This window comes from Azonexus sp. MM2026_4, assembly GCF_055901855.1.
This window is the reverse complement of record NZ_CM148380.1, coordinates 1,263,556-1,281,319: the sequence shown is the minus strand read 5'-3', so window position 1 is coordinate 1,281,319 and position 17,764 is coordinate 1,263,556. Positions and strand designations below refer to the sequence as shown.

12 protein-coding genes are annotated in these 17,764 nt (G+C 65.8%); 9 read left to right on the top strand and 3 right to left on the bottom strand.

The window, feature by feature from the left end:
- The first annotated feature begins 17 nt into the window (after positions 1 to 17).
- Both AC0KWY_RS05925 and AC0KWY_RS05920 read left to right on the top strand, forming a co-directional pair.
- Positions 18 to 371, top strand: a complete 354-nt coding sequence (locus tag AC0KWY_RS05925) for a hypothetical protein (protein ID WP_474028719.1) — start codon at positions 18 to 20, stop codon at positions 369 to 371.
- A 23-nt stretch (positions 372 to 394) separates the two neighbouring features.
- Positions 395 to 2,374, top strand: coding sequence for an ABC transporter ATP-binding protein (locus AC0KWY_RS05920; RefSeq protein ID WP_474028718.1), 1,980 nt, complete (start codon positions 395 to 397; stop codon positions 2,372 to 2,374).
- Between the two features lie 28 nt (positions 2,375 to 2,402).
- Here AC0KWY_RS05920 and AC0KWY_RS05915 read toward each other — a convergent pair whose 3' ends face one another.
- Positions 2,403 to 3,818 carry a transglycosylase SLT domain-containing protein gene (locus tag AC0KWY_RS05915; protein WP_474028717.1) on the bottom strand — a complete coding sequence of 472 codons (1,416 nt, stop codon included), beginning with the start codon at positions 3,816 to 3,818 and terminating at the stop codon, positions 2,403 to 2,405.
- Positions 3,819 to 4,066: 248 nt separating this feature from the next.
- Here AC0KWY_RS05915 and AC0KWY_RS05910 point away from each other — a divergent pair, with 248 nt between their 5' ends.
- The 3 genes from AC0KWY_RS05910 (at position 4,067) to AC0KWY_RS05900 (ending at position 11,629) form a co-directional block, all read left to right on the top strand.
- Entirely contained in the window at positions 4,067 to 5,665 is a 1,599-nt protein-coding gene (locus AC0KWY_RS05910; RefSeq protein ID WP_474028716.1) for a methyl-accepting chemotaxis protein, read from the top strand.
- A 166-nt stretch (positions 5,666 to 5,831) separates the two neighbouring features.
- Positions 5,832 to 9,026 carry a response regulator gene (locus AC0KWY_RS05905; protein ID WP_474028715.1) on the top strand — a complete coding sequence of 1,065 codons (3,195 nt, stop codon included), beginning with the start codon at positions 5,832 to 5,834 and terminating at the stop codon, positions 9,024 to 9,026.
- Entirely contained in the window at positions 9,023 to 11,629 is a 2,607-nt protein-coding gene (locus AC0KWY_RS05900) for an EAL domain-containing protein (protein WP_474028714.1), read from the top strand. The genes AC0KWY_RS05905 and AC0KWY_RS05900 overlap by 4 nt, the downstream gene beginning before the upstream one ends.
- An 18-nt stretch (positions 11,630 to 11,647) precedes the next feature.
- On the opposite strand, the gene AC0KWY_RS05895 is transcribed toward AC0KWY_RS05900, so the two are convergent.
- Together AC0KWY_RS05895 and AC0KWY_RS05890 are read right to left on the bottom strand one after the other, a co-directional pair.
- The gene (locus AC0KWY_RS05895; protein ID WP_474028713.1) at positions 11,648 to 12,562 is read right to left on the bottom strand and encodes a LysR family transcriptional regulator; all 915 of its coding nucleotides are present in this window, start codon (positions 12,560 to 12,562) and stop codon (positions 11,648 to 11,650) included.
- Positions 12,563 to 12,575: 13 nt separating this feature from the next.
- Positions 12,576 to 14,252: a sigma 54-interacting transcriptional regulator gene (locus AC0KWY_RS05890; RefSeq protein ID WP_474028712.1), complete on the bottom strand. Its 1,677-nt coding sequence runs from the start codon at positions 14,250 to 14,252 to the stop codon at positions 12,576 to 12,578.
- Positions 14,253 to 14,594: 342 nt separating this feature from the next.
- Here AC0KWY_RS05890 and AC0KWY_RS05885 point away from each other — a divergent pair, with 342 nt between their 5' ends.
- The 4 genes from AC0KWY_RS05885 to AC0KWY_RS05870 are packed head-to-tail and all read left to right on the top strand — an operon-like array spanning position 14,595 to position 17,751.
- Positions 14,595 to 14,864 (top strand): phenol hydroxylase subunit, encoded by a 270-nt coding sequence (locus AC0KWY_RS05885; protein ID WP_474028711.1) that lies wholly within the window; start codon positions 14,595 to 14,597, stop codon positions 14,862 to 14,864.
- Positions 14,865 to 14,911: 47 nt separating this feature from the next.
- Entirely contained in the window at positions 14,912 to 15,901 is a 990-nt protein-coding gene (locus tag AC0KWY_RS05880) for an aromatic/alkene monooxygenase hydroxylase subunit beta (protein WP_474028710.1), read from the top strand.
- 8 nt (positions 15,902 to 15,909) lie between these two features.
- Entirely contained in the window at positions 15,910 to 16,179 is a 270-nt protein-coding gene (locus AC0KWY_RS05875; RefSeq protein WP_474028709.1) for an MmoB/DmpM family protein, read from the top strand.
- A 15-nt stretch (positions 16,180 to 16,194) separates the two neighbouring features.
- Positions 16,195 to 17,751, top strand: a complete 1,557-nt coding sequence (locus tag AC0KWY_RS05870) for an aromatic/alkene/methane monooxygenase hydroxylase/oxygenase subunit alpha (protein ID WP_474028708.1) — start codon at positions 16,195 to 16,197, stop codon at positions 17,749 to 17,751.
- Positions 17,752 to 17,764 lie beyond the last annotated feature (13 nt).

The following is a 17,764-nucleotide window of genomic DNA, read 5'->3' as shown; positions in this document are numbered from 1 at the left end:
ACGCCGAGTCCGAGCCGATGTCCGAACTGATCCATCTCGCCGATTACAAGCGCCAGGGGCCGGAAGCTGTCCAGGCGCTGCTCGCCAGCGAACTGGCGCCGGGCGTCACGGTGCATGCCGCGGCCTGGGTGTTCGCCATGCCGGAAGCCGAGTTCGAGGCCAGCGATGCCGATCCGGACCGCATGGCCGAACTGCTGCACGAGGCCGGGCTGGCCTTCTTCAGCGGCAACGACGACCAGCCGCCCAACCTCGTCCTGCGCGACGCCGACCGCTTCCGCCGCCATTTCCGCCAACTGGCCTGTCGCGAGGCGGCGCTCACCGCGCTCGGTACCGGCATCCTGATCCGGCGCGATCCGGCGCGCTGCGTTTGAGTTCACCGTCACCGATTCCCGCCATGGCCGATACCCCCTTGCTCACCGTGACCGATCTGCGCCTCGGCTTCCTGGCCGGAGAAAGGCTGCTCTACGCGGTCGACGGCATTTCCTTCGCCATCGCCCGCGGCGAAACCTTCGCCCTGCTCGGCGAATCGGGCTGCGGCAAGTCGGCCACCGCGCAGGGCATCCTGCGCCTGCTGCCGACGGCGGGGCGGATCGCCGGCGGCTCGGTGCGCTTCGCCGGGAGCGAGCTGCTGGCCTTGCCGGAAGCCGAGATGCGGGCCTATCGCGGCGGGCGCATGGCGATGATCTTCCAGGAGCCGGCGACCAGCCTCAACCCGGTGCTCACCGTCGGCTGCCAGATCGGCGAGGTGCTCGAACGCCACCGCGGCCTGGCCGGCGCGGCGGCGCGCCAGCGCATGCTGGAACTGCTGCGCCAGGTCGGCATCGCCGATCCGGAGCGGCGCCTCGACGAATATCCCTTCCAGCTTTCGGGCGGCATGAAGCAGCGGGTGATGATCGCCATCGCGCTGGCCGGCGAGCCGCAACTGCTGATCGCCGACGAGCCGACGACGGCGCTCGACGTCACCGTGCAGGCGCAGATCCTCGACCTGCTGGCCGGCCTGCAGGCGGCGCGCGGCATGGGCATGCTGCTGATCACCCACGATCTCGGCGTGGTCGCCCGCATGGCGCAGCGCATCGGCGTCATGTACGCCGGCGAGCTGGTCGAGGTGGCGAGCCGCGAGGATTTCTTCACGACGCCGCGCCATCCCTACACCCAGGCGCTGTTCGCCGCGTTGCCCGAGGTCTCGCGGCGCGGCACGGCACTGACCACGATCCCCGGCCAGGTGCCGGCGCTGGCGGCGATGCCGGCCGGCTGCCGTTTCGCCGGGCGTTGTCCGCAAGTCATGCCGGTCTGCCGCGAGCGGTCGCCGGACTGGCGCGAAGCGGCGCCCGGGCACGCCGTGCGCTGCCACTGGCAGGGCAGCGCGTTGCCCGGCATGGCGCCGGCGGCGCTGGTCGCCGCCGAATCAGCGGTCGCCGCGCCCCTGCTCGAAGTGGCCGACCTGAAAGTACATTTCCCGATCCGCAAGGGCATCCTGCAGCGCGTCGTCGGCCACGTTCGCGCCGTCGACGGCGTTTCGCTGGCCATCGCGCCGGGCCGCACGCTGGCGCTGGTCGGCGAATCCGGCTGCGGCAAGACGACGGTGGGCAAGGCGCTGCTGCAACTGATCGCGCCGACCGCCGGTAGCGTCACCCTGGCCGGCCGCCAACTGGTCGGCGCCGACCGCCGCGCGCTGCGCGCCGCCCGCCAGCAGGCGCAGATGATCTTCCAGGACCCGTTCGCCTCGCTCAACCCGCGCCTGCGCATCGGCGAGATCATCGCCGAGGGAATTGCCGCGCTCGGCGTCGCCGGCGACCCGGCGGCGCTGGTGGCGGCGCTGTTGCAGCAGGTCGGCCTGCCGGCCGACGCGGCGCAGCGTTTCCCGCACGAGTTTTCCGGCGGCCAGCGCCAGCGCATCGCGATTGCCCGTGCGCTGGCGGTGCAGCCGCAACTGCTGGTCTGCGACGAACCGACCTCGGCGCTCGACGTCTCGGTGCAGGCGCAGATCCTCAACCTGCTGAAGACGCTGCAGGCGGAGCTGGGCGTCGCCTACCTGTTCATCACCCACAACTTCGCCGTCGTCGAATACCTGGCGCACGACATCGCGGTGATGTACCTCGGTCGCATCGTCGAACAGGGCAGGGCGGAAGAGGTGCTCGGCAAGCCGCGCCATCCCTACACGCAGGCGTTGCTGTCGGCAGTGCCGGTGCCGCGTCTCGACGCTGTCGGGCAGCGCATCGCGCTGGCCGGCGAGACGCCGTCGCCGGCCAAACCGCCGGTCGGCTGCCATTTCCATCCGCGCTGTTCGCGGGCGACTGAAGTCTGCCGTCTGCGCTACCCGGAAACCATCGCCGTTTCGGCGACGCACACGGTCGCCTGCGTACTGGCCGGTTGAGCGCCCTCCGCTACTTGCCGGAGCGCCCCTAGCGTTTCTTCTTCTTGCCGCCGCGCGGCGCCGGTTTCTGGCTGGTCTTGCTGCTGCGCGCCTTGCTTGCCTTGGCGCCGCCGGCTGAGCTCTTGCCGGCCGAGGATTTCTTGTCGCGGGCGCTGGCGCCCTTGCCCTTCTTCCCCTTCTTGCCCTTGGCCCGGGGTTCGGGGGCGATGATGGCCGGCGACGATTCCATGCCGAGCATGCGCTGCAGGCCTTCCTGGCTGCCATTGCCGGGAACCAGCAGCTTCGAGCCGGCGGCCAGGCGGACATTGCCGGGCAGGCCGTTGGCCTGGATCAGCTCGCGGCTGCTGACGCCGAGCTGGCTGGCGATGTCGTTGACCCGTTGCGGCGATTTCACCGCGTAGGCCTGCCACTGCGTCAGCGGCGCCTGGTGGCTGGCGAGGTTGGCGTTGAACAGGGCGATGCGGTCGGCTGGCAGGATCAGCGGCGTGTGCGCCTTGATGATCGGCCGGTTGTGCGAGGGATTGAGGTGGCGGAATTCCTCGACGCTCATGTTGGCCAGGCGGGCTGCCGTCTTCACGTCCATCGGCCGCGGCGCGGCGGCGGTGGCCAGGTAGGGCTCGTTGGGAATCAGCGGCAGGTTGAGGCGGGCGAAGGTTTCCGGGTTGCCGATGATGTTCTTCAGCGCCTGCAGCTTCGGCACGTAGTGCCGGGTTTCCTTGGGCATGCGCAGGTTCGGGTAGTCGGTCGGCAGGCCGCTCGCGGCGTTGCGCTCGACTGCCCGCTTGACCGCGCCTTCACCCCAGTTGTACGAGGCCAGCGCCAGGTGCCAGTCGCCGTGCATCTCGTAGATGGTCTGCAGGTAATCGAGGGCGGCATTGGTCGAGGCGAAGACGTCGCGCCGCTCGTCCTGCCACCAGTTCTGTTCCAGGTTGAAGCGGCGGCCGGTGGCCGGGATGAACTGCCACAGCCCGGAAGCGGCGGCCGGCGAATGGGCCATCGGGTTGAACGAACTCTCGACCATCGGCAGCAGCGCCAGTTCGGTCGGCATGCCGCGCTCTTCCAGCGCCTCGATGATGTGGTGCAGGTAGGGACGGCTGCGCTCGATCATCTGCCGCAGCATGCCGGGGCGCGCCATGTACCACTGCTGGTAATGGAGGACCAGGTCGTCGTTGAGGTCGGTCATCGCAAACCCGTTGCGCACCCGTTCCCAGAGGTCGGAAGAGCGCAGGGTGAGGTCGATGGTCAGCGGCAGTTCGTGCTGCGGACCGAGTTCCATGATGTTGAGGCCTTCGCCCAGGGGCGGGAAGGACGACGGAATCGAGGTCTGCAGACGCGGGTGAACTTCGAGGTCGGCGCTTGCGGCAAGCGGTATGACGAACGCGGCAATTCCCGCGCACACGCCGCAGAAGCGGCGGAGCAAGGGCGGGAAGAGGGAATGGGACATTGACCGGTGCTCCATGCGCGAACGGGTTCGGCAAAGGGCGCAATTATAACTGAGGTCAGAGTCAGGGGTTTTTTCGAAAACGTAAATTGGCGATTAGCGGTCGCCGCGACCCCAGCTAAACCAAAGTCTAATGGCCGGCCGTGGCCGGGAACGATAGCTTCGCCGTCCTGGGGTGCAGGCGACGCGCGTTCGCCTGGCCATTACCGGTGATTGGTGCCGCCGGCACGGATGTATTGCTGAGGGATTCGATGGTTTTCGATAATTTCGGGGGAGTTTCCCGCTTCGGCCAGTGGTCGTTGCGGCAGCGGTTTTCGCTGGCGATCTGGACGATCGTCGTGGTGATCGCGATCCAGGTGTATGGCATCCGCTTGCTCGGCAAGGCTGCCACCTTTCATTATCTCGAGCGCAACCACATGGAACTCGCCCTGCGGATCGACGCGGTGCTGGGGGCGGTGGAGCAGGCGGCAGGGAATGCCGCGACCATGCGCGTCGAAAATCTCGTCGGGATGTTGCGCGATGCCCGCGCTCTGGCCGTGCAGGCGGGAGACGAAACCTTCGCTGTGGAGAAGGCGGTGCTGGGCCTGTTCGGTTTCGCCCCGCTGATCGAGTTGCCGGCCAGGGACATCGCCGACGTGGACGGCATGCTGGCCATCCTCGCCGCCGATGCGGCGGCGAGCGGTCCCTTGTCGCGCGACCTGGCCGTCCGTTTGCGTCCGGGCATGGATGCAATGATGCGGAATTCCCGCGATTTCGCGCCGCTGACCTTTCGCGCTTCGCAGTTCATCAAGATCAACGCCGCGCTGTTGTCGTTTCTCTGTGCGCTGGCGCTGATCCTGACGGCGACGGGACTGCGCCGGCGCATCCTGCTACCGCTGGCGGCGGCGGTTGCCTCGGCGCAGCGGGTGGCCGCGGGCGACCTGAGCGAGAAGCGGGAGGTCGTCGGCAGTGACGAAGCGTCGCAGTTGATGCGCGCCCTGTCCGAAATGAACGCCAGCCTGGCCGGGCTGGTCAGCGCTGCGCGCCGCGATGCCGGGATGATCGCCGAGAGCGCGACGACGGTGCGCCAGCAATCGGAATCGGGCGCCGCCGGGATGGCGGCGCAGAACGACGCGGTGACCCGGATTTCGAGCACGATCGAGGAACTGGCGGTGAGCATTTCGGTGGTCGCCGAGCGAGCCGGCGAGGTCCGGCGCTGCTCGGCGGAAAGCCTGTCCTGTTCCCGCAGCGGCTGGGATCACCTGCAGTTGCTGGCTGCCGATGTTCAGGAAACGCAGCAGGCGGTCGCAGAGATCCGGGTCACCACGGAGGCCTTCATGCGCAATACCGGTTCGATCTCGACCCTGACACAGCAGGTGAAGGCGATTGCCGAGCAGACCAACCTGCTGGCCTTGAACGCGGCCATCGAGGCGGCGCGGGCCGGCGAGTCGGGCCGCGGTTTTGCCGTGGTGGCCGACGAAGTGCGCAAGCTGGCCGAGCAATCCCGGCGTTCGGGCGAGGACATCGAAAACCTGACCCGCCGGTTGTCCGAGAACTCGCAGTCGGTGTCCCGTTCGGTGGAACGCGGGGTCGAGACGCTCGGTAATGGCCAGGCATCGCTCGCCAACACGGTGCGGGCGCTGGAAACGGCGATCGGGCGCGTCGGCGAGGCGAGCCGCGGAATCGACGAGATCGAGTTGTCGGTGAAGGAGCAGGCGGTGGCCGGCAACGAGATTGCCCGCAACATGGAAAGCATCTCGGCGGCGCTGGAGGCGACGACGGCCAGCCTGGCCGTCAACCTGCAGGAGGCGCGGGGGCTGGACCGGCTTGCCGAACGACTGACCGCGTCGGTCGGCTCCTTCCGCATCTGATCGATGATGGCGGGCCGGGCGCAGCGCCCGGTGCGCGAGCCTGGGCGTTGGCCCGGTGGGGCCCGCATGCAGGCGGCTTTCCTTGGCCGCAAACCGATCAGTTTGCGGTTCATAATGGAGTTAGACTTATGCCATGCAAACCCGGATAACTTTTCTCGGATGGCTCGTGGCGCTGGCGCTGCTGCCGACGCTTGGTTGCGGCGGGGCGGATGGCGCTGCGCCGGGGCGCGTCGTGCGCGTCGGCCTGTACGAAAATCCGCCGAAAATCTTTGCCACGCCGCAGGGCAAGGCAGCCGGGCTGTTTGGCGAGTTGATCGAACCGATCGCCCGCGACGAACACTGGCAATTGCAGTACGTCCGCTGCGACTGGGTCAAGTGCCTCGAAGCCTTGCAGCAGGGCGAGATCGACCTGATGCCGGACGTTGCCTTTTCGGTCGAGCGGGCCAAGATCTTTTCGTTCCACAAGTTCTCGGTGGCGAGCAGTTGGTCGCAGGTCTATGCCCACCCCAAGCGCAGCATCCAGGCGCTGCCCGACCTTGCCGGGATGCGTATCGCCGTGCTCGACGGCGGCATCCAGGCGTCTTTCATCGCGCAGTTGCTCGATAACGGCGGGATTTTCCACCAGTTGGTCAAGGTCAAGTCGCTCGACGAAGGCTATCGCCTGGTCAGCGACGGAGAGGCCGATGCCGTAGTCACCAACAGTTTCTTCGCCGCGCGCAATGGCCAGCAGTATCGGCTGATCGAGACGCCGATCGTCTTTCTCCCGTCGACCCTGTATTTCGCCACCGCCAAGGGGCAGAACAGCGAGTTGCTCGACGCCATCGACAAGCACCTGGTGGATTGGCGGCGCGACGCCGGCTCGCCCTATTTCGACGCGCTGCACCGGGCGATGGCGATGCCGCCGGAAGTCCTGGCGCCGCGCTGGCTGCTGTGGTCGCTGGGGATCGGCGGCGGTGCGCTGCTGCTCCTGCTGGCGGCGAGTTTCCTGCTGCGCCGGCAGGTGGCGCTGCGCACCGGCGAACTGGAGGCGGAGCGCGCCAACCTGGAACTGCAGGTCAGCCAGCGCACCGCCGAATACGTCGCCGCCAAGGAGGAAGCCGAGCGTCTGACGCGGGTGAAGAGCGAATTCCTGGCCAACATGAGCCACGAAATCCGCACGCCGATGAACGCCGTCCTCGGCATGCTCTACCTGGCGCTGAAAAACGTCGAGTTGCCGCCGACCGTGCGCAACCAGCTGAGCAAGGCGCAGGGGGCGGCGCATTCGCTGCTCGGCATCATCAACGACATCCTCGATTTCTCGAAGATCGAAGCCGGCAAACTCGAAATGGAGGCGATCGAATTCGGCCTCGATACCGTGCTCGAGCGGCTTGCCGATGCCATCGGCTTCCAGGCCGAGCACAAGGGCGTCGAGTTCCTGATCCGCTACGATCCCGGCATCCCGTCGCGGCTGATCGGCGATCCGCTGCGCCTGGGCCAGATTCTGCTCAACCTGTGCGGCAATTCGGTCAAGTTCACCGAGCAGGGCGAGGTCGAACTGGCGTTTCGTTGCGTCAGCGCGAACGACGACGAGGTTACCCTGCAGGTCTGCGTGCGCGATTCCGGCATCGGCATGACGCCGGAAATCCAGCGCCGGCTGTTCGAGAAATTCACTCAGGCCGACCAGACCACCACCCGTCGCTTCGGCGGTACCGGGCTGGGGCTGGCGATCAGCAAGAACCTGGTCGAGATGATGCATGGCCGGATCTGGGTCGAGGATTCGCAGCCCGGCGTCGGCACGACGATCTGCTTCACCGTTCGCCTGCCGATCGCCCAGGCCGCCCAGGCGCACCAGCGGGCGCTGGTCGAGCAGGCCGGTCCGTTGCTGCAGGGCATCCGCGTGCTGGTGGTCGACGACAGCGAGGCCTCGCGCGAGATCATGGCCGAGATGCTGCGCTTCTTCCGGCTCGACGTCAGTATCGCCGCCAGCGGCGCGGCCGCCTTGACCGCCTTGCGTTCGGCAAGCAGCGCGCCCTACGACCTGGTGCTGATGGACTGGCACATGCCGGGCATGAATGGCGACGAAGCGACGCAGCGCATCCACAGCGATCTCTCGCTGCCGCGCCAGCCGAAAATCCTGATGGTCACCGCCTACGGCCGCGAGGATGTCTTCAAGCGCTCGGAACAGGCCGGCATCGACGCCTTCCTGATCAAGCCGGTGTCGCCGTTGACCCTGCTCGACACGATCCTGACCGTGCTCGGCCGCGGCCGCATTTTCGGTAGCGATGGCGGGCAGCCCGAGGACGGGCGGCGGCCGGGGACGCCGAACCTCGCAACCAGCGGCCAGTTGGCCGGCGCCCACCTGCTGCTGGTTGAAGACAACGAAATCAACCGCGAATTCGCCAGCGAATTGCTGCGCGGCGAAGGCATCGTCGTCGATACGGCGGAAAACGGTGAAATCGCGGTCAGCAAGGTCCGGCAGCAGGATTACGACGCAGTGCTGATGGACATCCAGATGCCGGTCCTGGACGGGCTGGACGCGGCGCGCCAGATCCGGGCGCTGCCGGACGAGAAATACTCTCGCCTGCCGATCATCGCCATGACCGCGCTGGCCATGGCCCAGGACGCCGAACAGAGCCAGGCGGCGGGGATGAACGATCACGTCACCAAGCCGATCTCGCCCGACCGGCTGATGGCGGTCCTCGCCAAATGGGTTGACCGCTCCGCCCGCCCCGTGCCGGCGCCGCTGGAAGCCGCGTCGTCGCAGGGCGAGATCCCGGACGACCTGCTGGCTCAGACGGCTTTCGACGCCCGCGAAGGGGTGCGCCGGATCGGCGGCAAGGTGGCCTCGTATCGCAAGCAATTGCGGCGTTTCCGCGAAAACTACGCGGATGCGGTGAGCCTGCTTCGGCAACGTCTGGCCGAAGACGGCACGGTCGCCGCCGAGGCCCATTGCCACGCGCTCAAGGGCGTTACCGGCAACCTCGGGGCGCACGCGCTGTACGAGAAATTCACCGCCATCGACGACCTGCTCAAGCGCGGCGTGACACCCGCCCCGGAACAGCTCGACGAGGTGGAGACGCTGCTGCTGCAGGCGATGCAGGCCATCGATTCGCTGACCGCGCTGGCCGCGCCGGTGCTTTCGCCGGCCGCCGCGCCGCTGACGCGCGACGCCCTGCGTGCCTTGCTCGATCGGCTGGCTAATGCGCTGGAGTACGATCTTGGCGCCGCCGAGCCGCTGCTCAACGAACTGCGCGCCGGGGTGGCGGGGACGCCGCTGGCGCCGGCGGTCGATGCCGTTGCCGCGCGCGTCGATGTCTTCGATATCGACAGTGCGGTCGCCCAGTTGAAGAAAATTGCCCTCGACGAGAGTTTGCCGTCATGACCCCCGCCGCCAGTGAAACGACCGGCCTGCGTCCGCGCATCCTGATCGTCGACGATGTTCCCGAGAACCTGCACGCGCTGATCGCCATTTTGCGCGACGACTATGCGATCGTCGCCGCCACCAACGGCGAAAAGGCGCTGGAACTGGCGCAGGCGCAGCCGCAGCCCGACCTTGTCCTGCTCGACATCAAGATGCCCGGCATGGATGGCTACTCGGTGCTTTCCGCGCTGAAGATCAACCCCGTCACCACCGAGATTCCGGTGATCTTCGTCACCGCGCTCGCCGAGGCGGCCGACGAGGCGCGCGGCTTTTCGCTGGGGGTGGCCGACTACATCACCAAGCCGGTCAATGCCGATTTGCTCAAGGCGCGGGTGCGCAACCAGCTGGAGTTGAGGCGCTACCGCAAGCACCCGGTGCTGTTCGACATCGCCGCCCACGCCGATCCGACGCATCCGCCGACCCTGCTCGTCGTCGATGACGTCCCGGAGAACATCCACGAACTGCTCGAAGCGCTCAAGGATGAATACACGATCATGGTCGCCAACAGCGGCGTCAAGGCGCTCGATGTCCTGCACGGCAACGTGCTGCCCGACCTGATCCTGCTCGACATCGTGATGCCGGAAATCGACGGCTACGAAACCTGTCGGCGCATCAAGGCCTTGCCGCAGGGCAACCGGATTCCGGTGATCTTCGTCACGGTGATCGACGCCACCGAGGAAAAGGTCCGCGGCTTCGATCTCGGCGCCGCCGACTACATCACCAAGCCCTTCGACATCGACGAGGTGCGGGCGCGCATCCGCAACCACCTCGAACTGGCGCGCCTGCGCCGCTTCCTCGAGGATCTGGTGGCCCAGCGCACGGCGTTGCTCCAGGTCAGCGAGGAGAAGTACCGCACCCTGGCCTACCGCGACCCGCTGACCGGTTTCGCCAATCGCGTCCTGTTCGCCGAGATGCTGCAGCATGCGATCCTGCATGCGGAAAACAGCCAGAGCCAGTTCGCGCTGCTCAACATCGATCTCGACAACTTCGCGATGATCAACGAGAGCCTCGGCCACAGCCTGGGCGACCAGTTGCTGATCGAGGTCGGTCAGCGCCTGCAAAGCCTGCTGCCGGAAAGCGACGCCATCGCCCGCACCGCCGGCGACGAGTTCAACGTCATCCTCGACTGCAGCGGCGAAGCGCCGGCGATCGATCTCCACGCCCAGCGGATGATCGACGCCCTGGCCACGCCCTTCGTGCTCAAGGGGCAGAGCGTCTATGTCGGCGCCAGCATCGGCATCGCCGTTTTTCCCGGCGATGGCGGTACTGTCGAAACCCTGCAGAGCAATGCCGATGTCGCCCTGCATCAGGCCAAGGTTCTGGGCCGGGGCGGTTTGCGTTTCTTCTCCCCGGAAATGGGGCTGCGCGCCAAGCAACGGTTGCAGCTCGAAGCGGAACTGCGCCAGGCGCTGGCCAACGGCGAGTTGCGCGTGCATTACCAGCCGCAGGTCGACCTGATCAGTGGCGAAATCGTCGGTCTCGAGGCCCTGGTCCGCTGGCAGCATCCCGAGCGCGGCCTGGTGTCGCCAGCGGAATTCATCCCGCTCGCCGAAGAAAGCGGGCTGGTGGTGCCGCTGGGCGATTACGTGCTGCGCGAAACCTGCCGGCAGATCAAGCAGTGGACGGACAGCGGGCTGGCGTCGCGGCAGGTCGCGGTCAATGTTTCGGCCGTCCAGTTGAGTCGCGGCCGGCTCGTCGAATCGGTCAGGGAGGTTCTGGCGGAAACCGGCATTCCCCCGCAACAGCTCGAACTCGAGATCACCGAGAGTTTCGTGATGGCGGACCGGGATCAGTCCTTCAAGGTGCTCGCCGAGCTCAAGGCGCTCGACATCCGCCTGTCGATCGACGATTTCGGCACCGGCTATTCCTCGCTCGGCTACCTGCAGCGGCTGGAAGTGGACAAGCTGAAGGTCGATATCTCCTTCGTCCGCGACATGACCACCAACCTCGGTAACGCGTCGATCGTCAAGGCGGTCATCGCCCTCGGTCACAGCCTCGGTCTCGAGGTCGTCGCGGAGGGCGTCGAGGAGAGCGGGCAGGCGCGCTACCTGCGCTCGCTGCGCTGCGACGTCATGCAGGGCTACCTGATCAGCCGGCCGCTGCCGGCGGACGAGATGACACGTTTCCTGAAGTCCTACGAGCCGGCGAAGATTCCGGTCGACAACGAGGCGATGTCCACGCTGCTGCTGGTCGATGACGAGCCGGGCATCCTCAGTTCGCTGTCCCGGCTGCTGCGCCGGGAAAATTACCGGATACTGACCGCCAGCAGTTGCGAGGCGGCGCTGCGGCAGCTGGCCGAACACCAGGTCGGGGTCATCATCATCGATCAGCGGATGCCCGGCATGAGCGGCACCGAACTGCTCGCCCGCGCCCGGACCATGCACCCGAAGACGGTGCGCATGGTGCTTTCCGGCTACACCGCGCTGGACAGTCTGACCGAGGCGATCAATCGCGGCGAAATCTACAAGTTCCTGACCAAGCCCTGGGACGATGCGGAAATGATCCATACCGTCCGCGACGCCTTCCGGCATTACAGCGAATCGATCGACACCGCGGCCAGCTGAGCACGCTTGCGGCGGCGCTCAGTGCCGCCCGCCATGGCGCTCGCCATTTTTCTCCCGGAACTCCCGGATCGTTTGCAGGAAGGCGTGCAGTAGCGGCGAGCTCTCGTCGCTGCGGTAGATGCAGCTGAGGTTGACGACGGCGTCGGGGGCGTTGGCCAGGCGGCGGTAGACGACGCCGGGGACGCTCAGGCTGCTGGCCGCTTCCGGGACCAGGCTGAGGCCGAAGCCGGCGGCGACCAGGGCGACGCTGGTCGGCGCATCGCCGACTTCCTGGGCGACCTGCGGTTCGAAGCCTTCACCGGCGCACAGCGCCCAGACCTTGTCGATGAAGCTGGGACGGGCGCCGCTCGGGAACAGGATGAGCGGCTGGCCGGCCAGCTCCTTGAGCAGGATCGCCGGCTTGGCGGCGAGCGGATGGGTCTCGTTGACGGCGACCATGATGCTTTCCAGCATCACCGGTTCGCTGGCGATGTCGGGCAGCGGCGCCAGCATGCGGTTGAAGCCGGCGATGATGCGGTGCTGGCGCAGGGCTTCGATCTGCTCCTTCTTGCTCATCTGGTGCAGGGCGATGCGCACGTTCGGGTGGCTGGCGCGGAAGGCGTGCAGCACCTTGGGAATGACGTCGAGGATGCCGGAGCCGAAGATGCCGATGTCCATCTTGCCGCGCTTGCCCTGGCCGGCCTCGCGGACGCGCTCGCCGGCCTGGGTCATCAGGTCGCGGATGTTGCGGGCGTCGCGCAGGAACATCTCGCCGGCCTCGGTCAGTTCGACGCCGCGCGCCGTGCGCAGGAAGAGCTGGGTGCCGAACTCCTCCTCCAGTTGCTGGATCTGCCGCGTCAGCGGCGGCTGCGAGATGTGCAGGCGGTTGGCGGCGCGGCCGATGTTGAGTTCTTCGGCGACGGCGATGAAGTACTTGAGTTGGCGGAATTCCATGCCGCGTGCTCCGTCAGCCGCCGTCCTTCTTCTTCAGGCGGTATTGCAGTTGCGGCCGGGTGATGCCGAGCGTGCGCGCGGCGCCGGCCAGGTTGCCGTCGGCGCGCTTGACGGCTTCGTCGATGAGGCGGGTTTCCAGGTCGTCGAAGGCGATGCCGCTGTCGAGGATGGCGGCGATCAGGTCGTTGCCGCCATCCGCCGTCGGTTTCTGTTCGAGGCTGCCGGCCTGGCTGATCCGGGTTTCGTGGAAATCGCCGGCGGCGACGTTGGCGAACAGGTGCTCGATCTCGATCCAGCCGCCGTTGGGGGCGAGGATGATGCCGCGTTCGATCATGTTCTCCAGTTCGCGCACGTTGCCCGGCCACTGGTAGCGCTTGATCGCCTGCATCGCCTTGTCGCTGACGCCGAGCAGCTTCTTCTCGTAGAGCGTGCAGAAGCGGGCGAGCATGGCGTCAATCAGCGGCGGGATGTCGGCGATGCGTTCGCGCAGCGGCGGAATCTGGATCGGGTAGACGCTCAGGCGGTAGTAGAGGTCGGAGCGGAAGCGGCCTTCCTTGACCGCGGTCTGCAGGTCGACGTTGGTGGCGGCGACCAGGCGGATGTTCAGCTTGCGCACGCGGTCGTCGCCCAGGCGCTCGATCTCGCCTTCCTGCAGCACGCGCAGCAGCTTGGCCTGGGCGGCGAGCGGCAGTTCGCCGATCTCGTCGAGGAACAGGGTGCCGCCGTCGGCGCGTTCGAACTTGCCCATGCGCGAGGTCTGCGCGCCGGTGAAAGCGCCTTTCTCGACGCCGAACAGTTCGGATTCGATCAGGTCGTTGGGCATCGCCGCGCAATTGACGGCGACGAACGGCCCCTGCTTGCGGTTGCTCATCTGGTGCAGGGTGCGCGCGAAGCGCTCCTTGCCGACACCGGTTTCGCCGAGCAGCAGGACGGTGACCTGGGTGCCGGAGGCGCGCGTGACGAGGTCGTAGGCGTGCTTGAAGCCGACCGAATTGCCGACCAGTTGCGGCGTCTGCACCTGCTGGGCGATGGTGGTGCGCAGGTAGTCGACCTGGTGACGCAGTTCGAGCAGGTGGTTGAGCATCGAGTCGGATTCGAAGTAGCCGGCGTGTTCGCTGGCGTCGTCCCATTCTTCCAGCGGCTTGCCGACGATGCGGCAGTTGTTGTGGCCGCAGGCGACGCATTCGACTTCCTTGAACAGGATGAAGCGGCCCATGAAGGCCGAGGTGTAGCCGGAGGCATAACCGATCTGCGACCAGCACACCGGTTCGTCGGAGCGGCCGAGTTCGCGCAGGTGGATGTCCTGCTCCCAGGAGTTCTCCCACAGGAATTCGCCGTAGAAGCTGCCTTTTTCGAAATCGATCGCCATCTCGACCGGCGTCACGCGCACCACGCCTTCCAGCATGTGCAATTGCGGGCCGGTGAAGAAGGCGTCCTGCAGCGACTGGTTGCCGCGGATGCGCTTGGCCAGCTCGGCGTCGCTGACGCCGGCGGCGTAGCCCATGCGGGTCAGCAGGCGGCGCGCGTGTTCCTTGCCGACCGAGCCGACCAGCTCGCGGCGCAAGGCGCCGAGGGCCGTGGTGTGCATCAGCACCATGCGGTTCTCGGCCAGCCAGATCGTCCCGTCCTTCTCGCAAAATTTGACCAGGTTGCGCAGGTCGTTCGATTCCGGGTATCGGATGATGGTCATTTTGTCTCTCTGTCCTGGGCTTGCCCGGTTGGGTCTGGCCTCTTCTTGTGAAGTGCTGGCGCCGGCAGAGGCGCCGTAATTTTCTCGAGATTATTTCACGGTTTCCCTTTTCGTGGGTCATATCGCAATACGTAATTCCGGTTTCGCCGCCAGACCTGCGCAATTGATCATTTGATTAATCAAAGGGAAATCGTTTCACTAGATCGTAACGATGCGCTGCAGCATTGCGCCGGTCGGTTTTCGCTGATTTCAATAAAAACAAAGCTTTGTCTCTCTGGCACGCTCCTTGATAAGAGAAGGTCCGGCAGCGATGTGCGCTGTGCGGATTTCAGGAGACAGAAAATGGGGCAGCAAGCGAAGCAGGGCAGCACGTTCGACGCCGGGCGTCGTTACGTCCGGGTCTGCAGGCGTCGTCCGGACGGATTCATCGAATTCGAGTTTGCGATCGGCGATCCGGAGCTGGCCGTCGAACTGATGTTGCCGGAATCCGCCTTCCACGAGTTTTGCCTGGCTAACGAGGTGATCGTGCTCGATCCGGCGACGTCGGAGCAGGGCGACTGGGTTTCCCGGTTGAACGACGCTTCGCGCCAGGGCTTTGAAGACGCAGTTTGACGAAGTTTCAAAAACCCCGTTCGCGGGAATAACGACAGGAGACAAACATGCAGATTGATCTGCGCACCGTGGCAATCAAACCTTTGCGCCACACCTTCGACCACCTGGTCGAACGCTTCGGCGACAAGCCGGCCAGCCGCTACCAGGAAGGCAGCTACAACATCCAGCAGGAACACATCTTCCACTACCGGCCGAGCTGGGACGCCGACAACGTGCTGTTCGACAAGAAGCGCACGAAGATCCGGATGCAGGACTGGTACGCGCTGAAGGACCCGCGCCAGTACTACTACGGCTCCTACACCATCGCCCGTGCCCGGCAGCAGGAAGCCGCCGAATCGAGCTTCGAGATGATCGAGGATCGCGGCCTGGCCGAACTGATTCCGGCCGAGCTGCGGCAGACCGCGCTCGACGTCCTGGTGCCGATGCGCCACGTCGAGTGGGGCGGCAACATGGGCAATTCCTACATCGCCGCCTATGGCTACGGCACGGTGATCACCCAGCCCTGCCTCTACCACGCGATGGATCACCTGGGCGTCGCCCAATACCTGACCCGCATCGGTCTCGTCCTCGACGGCCCGGACGCGCTGGAAACCGCCAAGAGCGCCTGGATGTCGTGCCCGAACTGGCAGCCGCTGCGCGAGCACGTCGAGAACCTGCTGGTGCTGCAGGACTGGTTCGAAATCTTCGTCGCCCAGAACCTGGTCCTCGAAGGCCTGCTCAACCCGCTGCTCTACGACCACCTCGACGCCGACTTCTCGGCCAAGGGCGGCACCGCGATCTCGATGATGACCCGCTTCATGGCCGAATGGTTGACCGAGACCGCCAAGTGGGTCGATGCCCAGATCAAGGTTGCCGCCGCCGAATCGCCGGAGAACAAGGCCGTTCTCAGCGACTGGGTCAAGCACTACCGCGCCGCCACGCTCGCCGCGCTGGCGCCGATCGCCGCCCGCGCCTTCGGCGAACCGTCCGCCGATGTCCTCGCCGACGTCACCGCCGAATTCAATGCCCGTTGCGCCAAGCTTGGCCTGGCCGTCTAGGAGTTTTCATGTCTACCGTATTCATCGCCTTTCAAACCAACGAGGACACCCGGCCGATCATCGAGTCGATCCTCGCCGACAACCCGCATGCCGTGCTCGACGAGCAGCCGGCCATGGTCAAGATCAACGCCGAGGGCCGCCTGGTGATCAAGCGCGAATCGATCGAAGAGCGCATCGGCCGCGATTTCGACCTGCAGGAGTTGCAGGTCAACCTGATCACGCTCTCCGGAAACATGGATGAGGACGACGACCAGTTGACGCTGGCCTGGAAAAACTGAGCAAGGAGAACTCTCATGGACATGAAAGCCACCAAGAAAAAGCTGGGCCTCAAGGAAAAGTACGCCCACATGACGCGCGGCCTTGGCTGGGAAACCAGCTACCAGCCGATGGACAAGGTGTTCCCGCAGGCTGCCTTCGAAGGCATCAAGATTCACGACTGGGACAAGTGGGAAGACCCCTTCCGCCTGACCATGGACGCCTACTGGAAGTACCAGGCCGAGAAGGAGCGCAAGCTCTACGCGGTGCTCGACGCCTTCGCCCAGAACAACGGTCACCTCGGCATCACCGACGCGCGCTACCTGAATGCGGTCAAGCTGTTCCTGACCGGGATTTCGCCGCTGGAGTATGTCGCCCACCGCGGCTTTGCCGCGGCCGGCCGCAACTTCCCCGGTGTCGGCCCGCGCGTCGCCTGCCTGATGCAGTCGATCGACGAGGTCCGCCATGCGCAGACGCAGATTCACGCGCTGTCCAACTACAACAAGTTCTACGAAGGTTTCCATGCCGGCGCCACGCATCAGATCGAACGCGTCTGGTACCTGTCGGTGCCCAAGTCCTTCTTCGACGACGCCTTCAGTGCCGGCCCCTTCGAATGGATGATCGCCATCGGCTTCTCCTTCGAATACGTGCTGACCAACCTGCTGTTCGTGCCCTTCATGTCGGGTGCCGCCTACAACGGCGACATGGCGACCGTCACCTTCGGCTTCTCGGCGCAGTCCGACGAAGCCCGGCACATGACGCTCGGCCTCGAATGCATCAAGTTCATGCTCGAACAGGACCCGGACAACCTGCCGATCGTCCAGAAGTGGATCGACAAGTGGGCCTGGCGCGGCATCCGCGTGCTCACCCTGGTCGGCATGATGATGGACTACATGCTGCCGAAGCGCGTGATGAGCTGGAAGGAAGCCTGGGAAATCTACTTCGAGCAGAACGGCGGCGCGCTGTTCAACGACCTCGCCAAGTACGGCATCAAGGTGCCGGAGTGCATCACCCAATGCACGGTCGACAAGGAACACATCTCGCACCAGGCCTGGGCCACCTTCTACCAGTACGCCCACGCCTCGGATTTCCATACCTGGCTGCCGAACGACGAGGAAATGGACTGGTTGTCGGCCAAGTACCCGAACACCTTCGACAAGTACTACCGGCCGCGCTTCACCCAGTGGCGCGAAATGGCCGACCGCGGCGAGCGTTTCTACAACAACACGCTGCCGATGCTGTGCCAGGTCTGCCAGATTCCGATGGTGTTCACCGAGCCGGACGACCCGACCAAGATCTGCTACCGCGAATCCGACTACCAGGGCGAGAAGTACCACACCTGTTCGGACGGCTGTAAGCACATCTTCGACGACGAACCGGAGAAGTACATCCAGGCCTGGCTGCCGGTGCACCAGATCTACCAGGGCAACTGCTTCCCGGAAGGCACCGACCCGACCGTCGAAGGTTTCGATCCGATGCTCAAGGTGCTCGAGTGGTACCACATCCAGAACGGCAAGGACAACATGGACTACGAAGGTTCCGGCGACCAGGCCAACTTCGCCGCCTGGCGCGGCATGGCAACGCAGAACACCTGATCGATCAGAAACG

Bases quoted from the DNA above. Each gene is read 5' to 3' on its own strand.
- AC0KWY_RS05925 (WP_474028719.1), top strand. From the start codon at position 18: ATGTCCGAACTGATCCATCTCGCCGATTACAAGCGCCAGGGGCCGGAA.
- AC0KWY_RS05920 (WP_474028718.1), top strand. From the start codon at position 395: ATGGCCGATACCCCCTTGCTCACCGTGACCGATCTGCGCCTCGGCTTC.
- AC0KWY_RS05915 (WP_474028717.1), bottom strand. From the start codon at position 3,818: ATGTCCCATTCCCTCTTCCCGCCCTTGCTCCGCCGCTTCTGCGGCGTG.
- AC0KWY_RS05910 (WP_474028716.1), top strand. From the start codon at position 4,067: ATGGTTTTCGATAATTTCGGGGGAGTTTCCCGCTTCGGCCAGTGGTCG.
- AC0KWY_RS05900 (WP_474028714.1), top strand. From the start codon at position 9,023: ATGACCCCCGCCGCCAGTGAAACGACCGGCCTGCGTCCGCGCATCCTG.
- AC0KWY_RS05895 (WP_474028713.1), bottom strand. From the start codon at position 12,562: ATGGAATTCCGCCAACTCAAGTACTTCATCGCCGTCGCCGAAGAACTC.
- AC0KWY_RS05890 (WP_474028712.1), bottom strand. From the start codon at position 14,252: ATGACCATCATCCGATACCCGGAATCGAACGACCTGCGCAACCTGGTC.
- AC0KWY_RS05885 (WP_474028711.1), top strand. From the start codon at position 14,595: ATGGGGCAGCAAGCGAAGCAGGGCAGCACGTTCGACGCCGGGCGTCGT.
- AC0KWY_RS05880 (WP_474028710.1), top strand. From the start codon at position 14,912: ATGCAGATTGATCTGCGCACCGTGGCAATCAAACCTTTGCGCCACACC.
- AC0KWY_RS05875 (WP_474028709.1), top strand. From the start codon at position 15,910: ATGTCTACCGTATTCATCGCCTTTCAAACCAACGAGGACACCCGGCCG.
- AC0KWY_RS05870 (WP_474028708.1), top strand. From the start codon at position 16,195: ATGGACATGAAAGCCACCAAGAAAAAGCTGGGCCTCAAGGAAAAGTAC.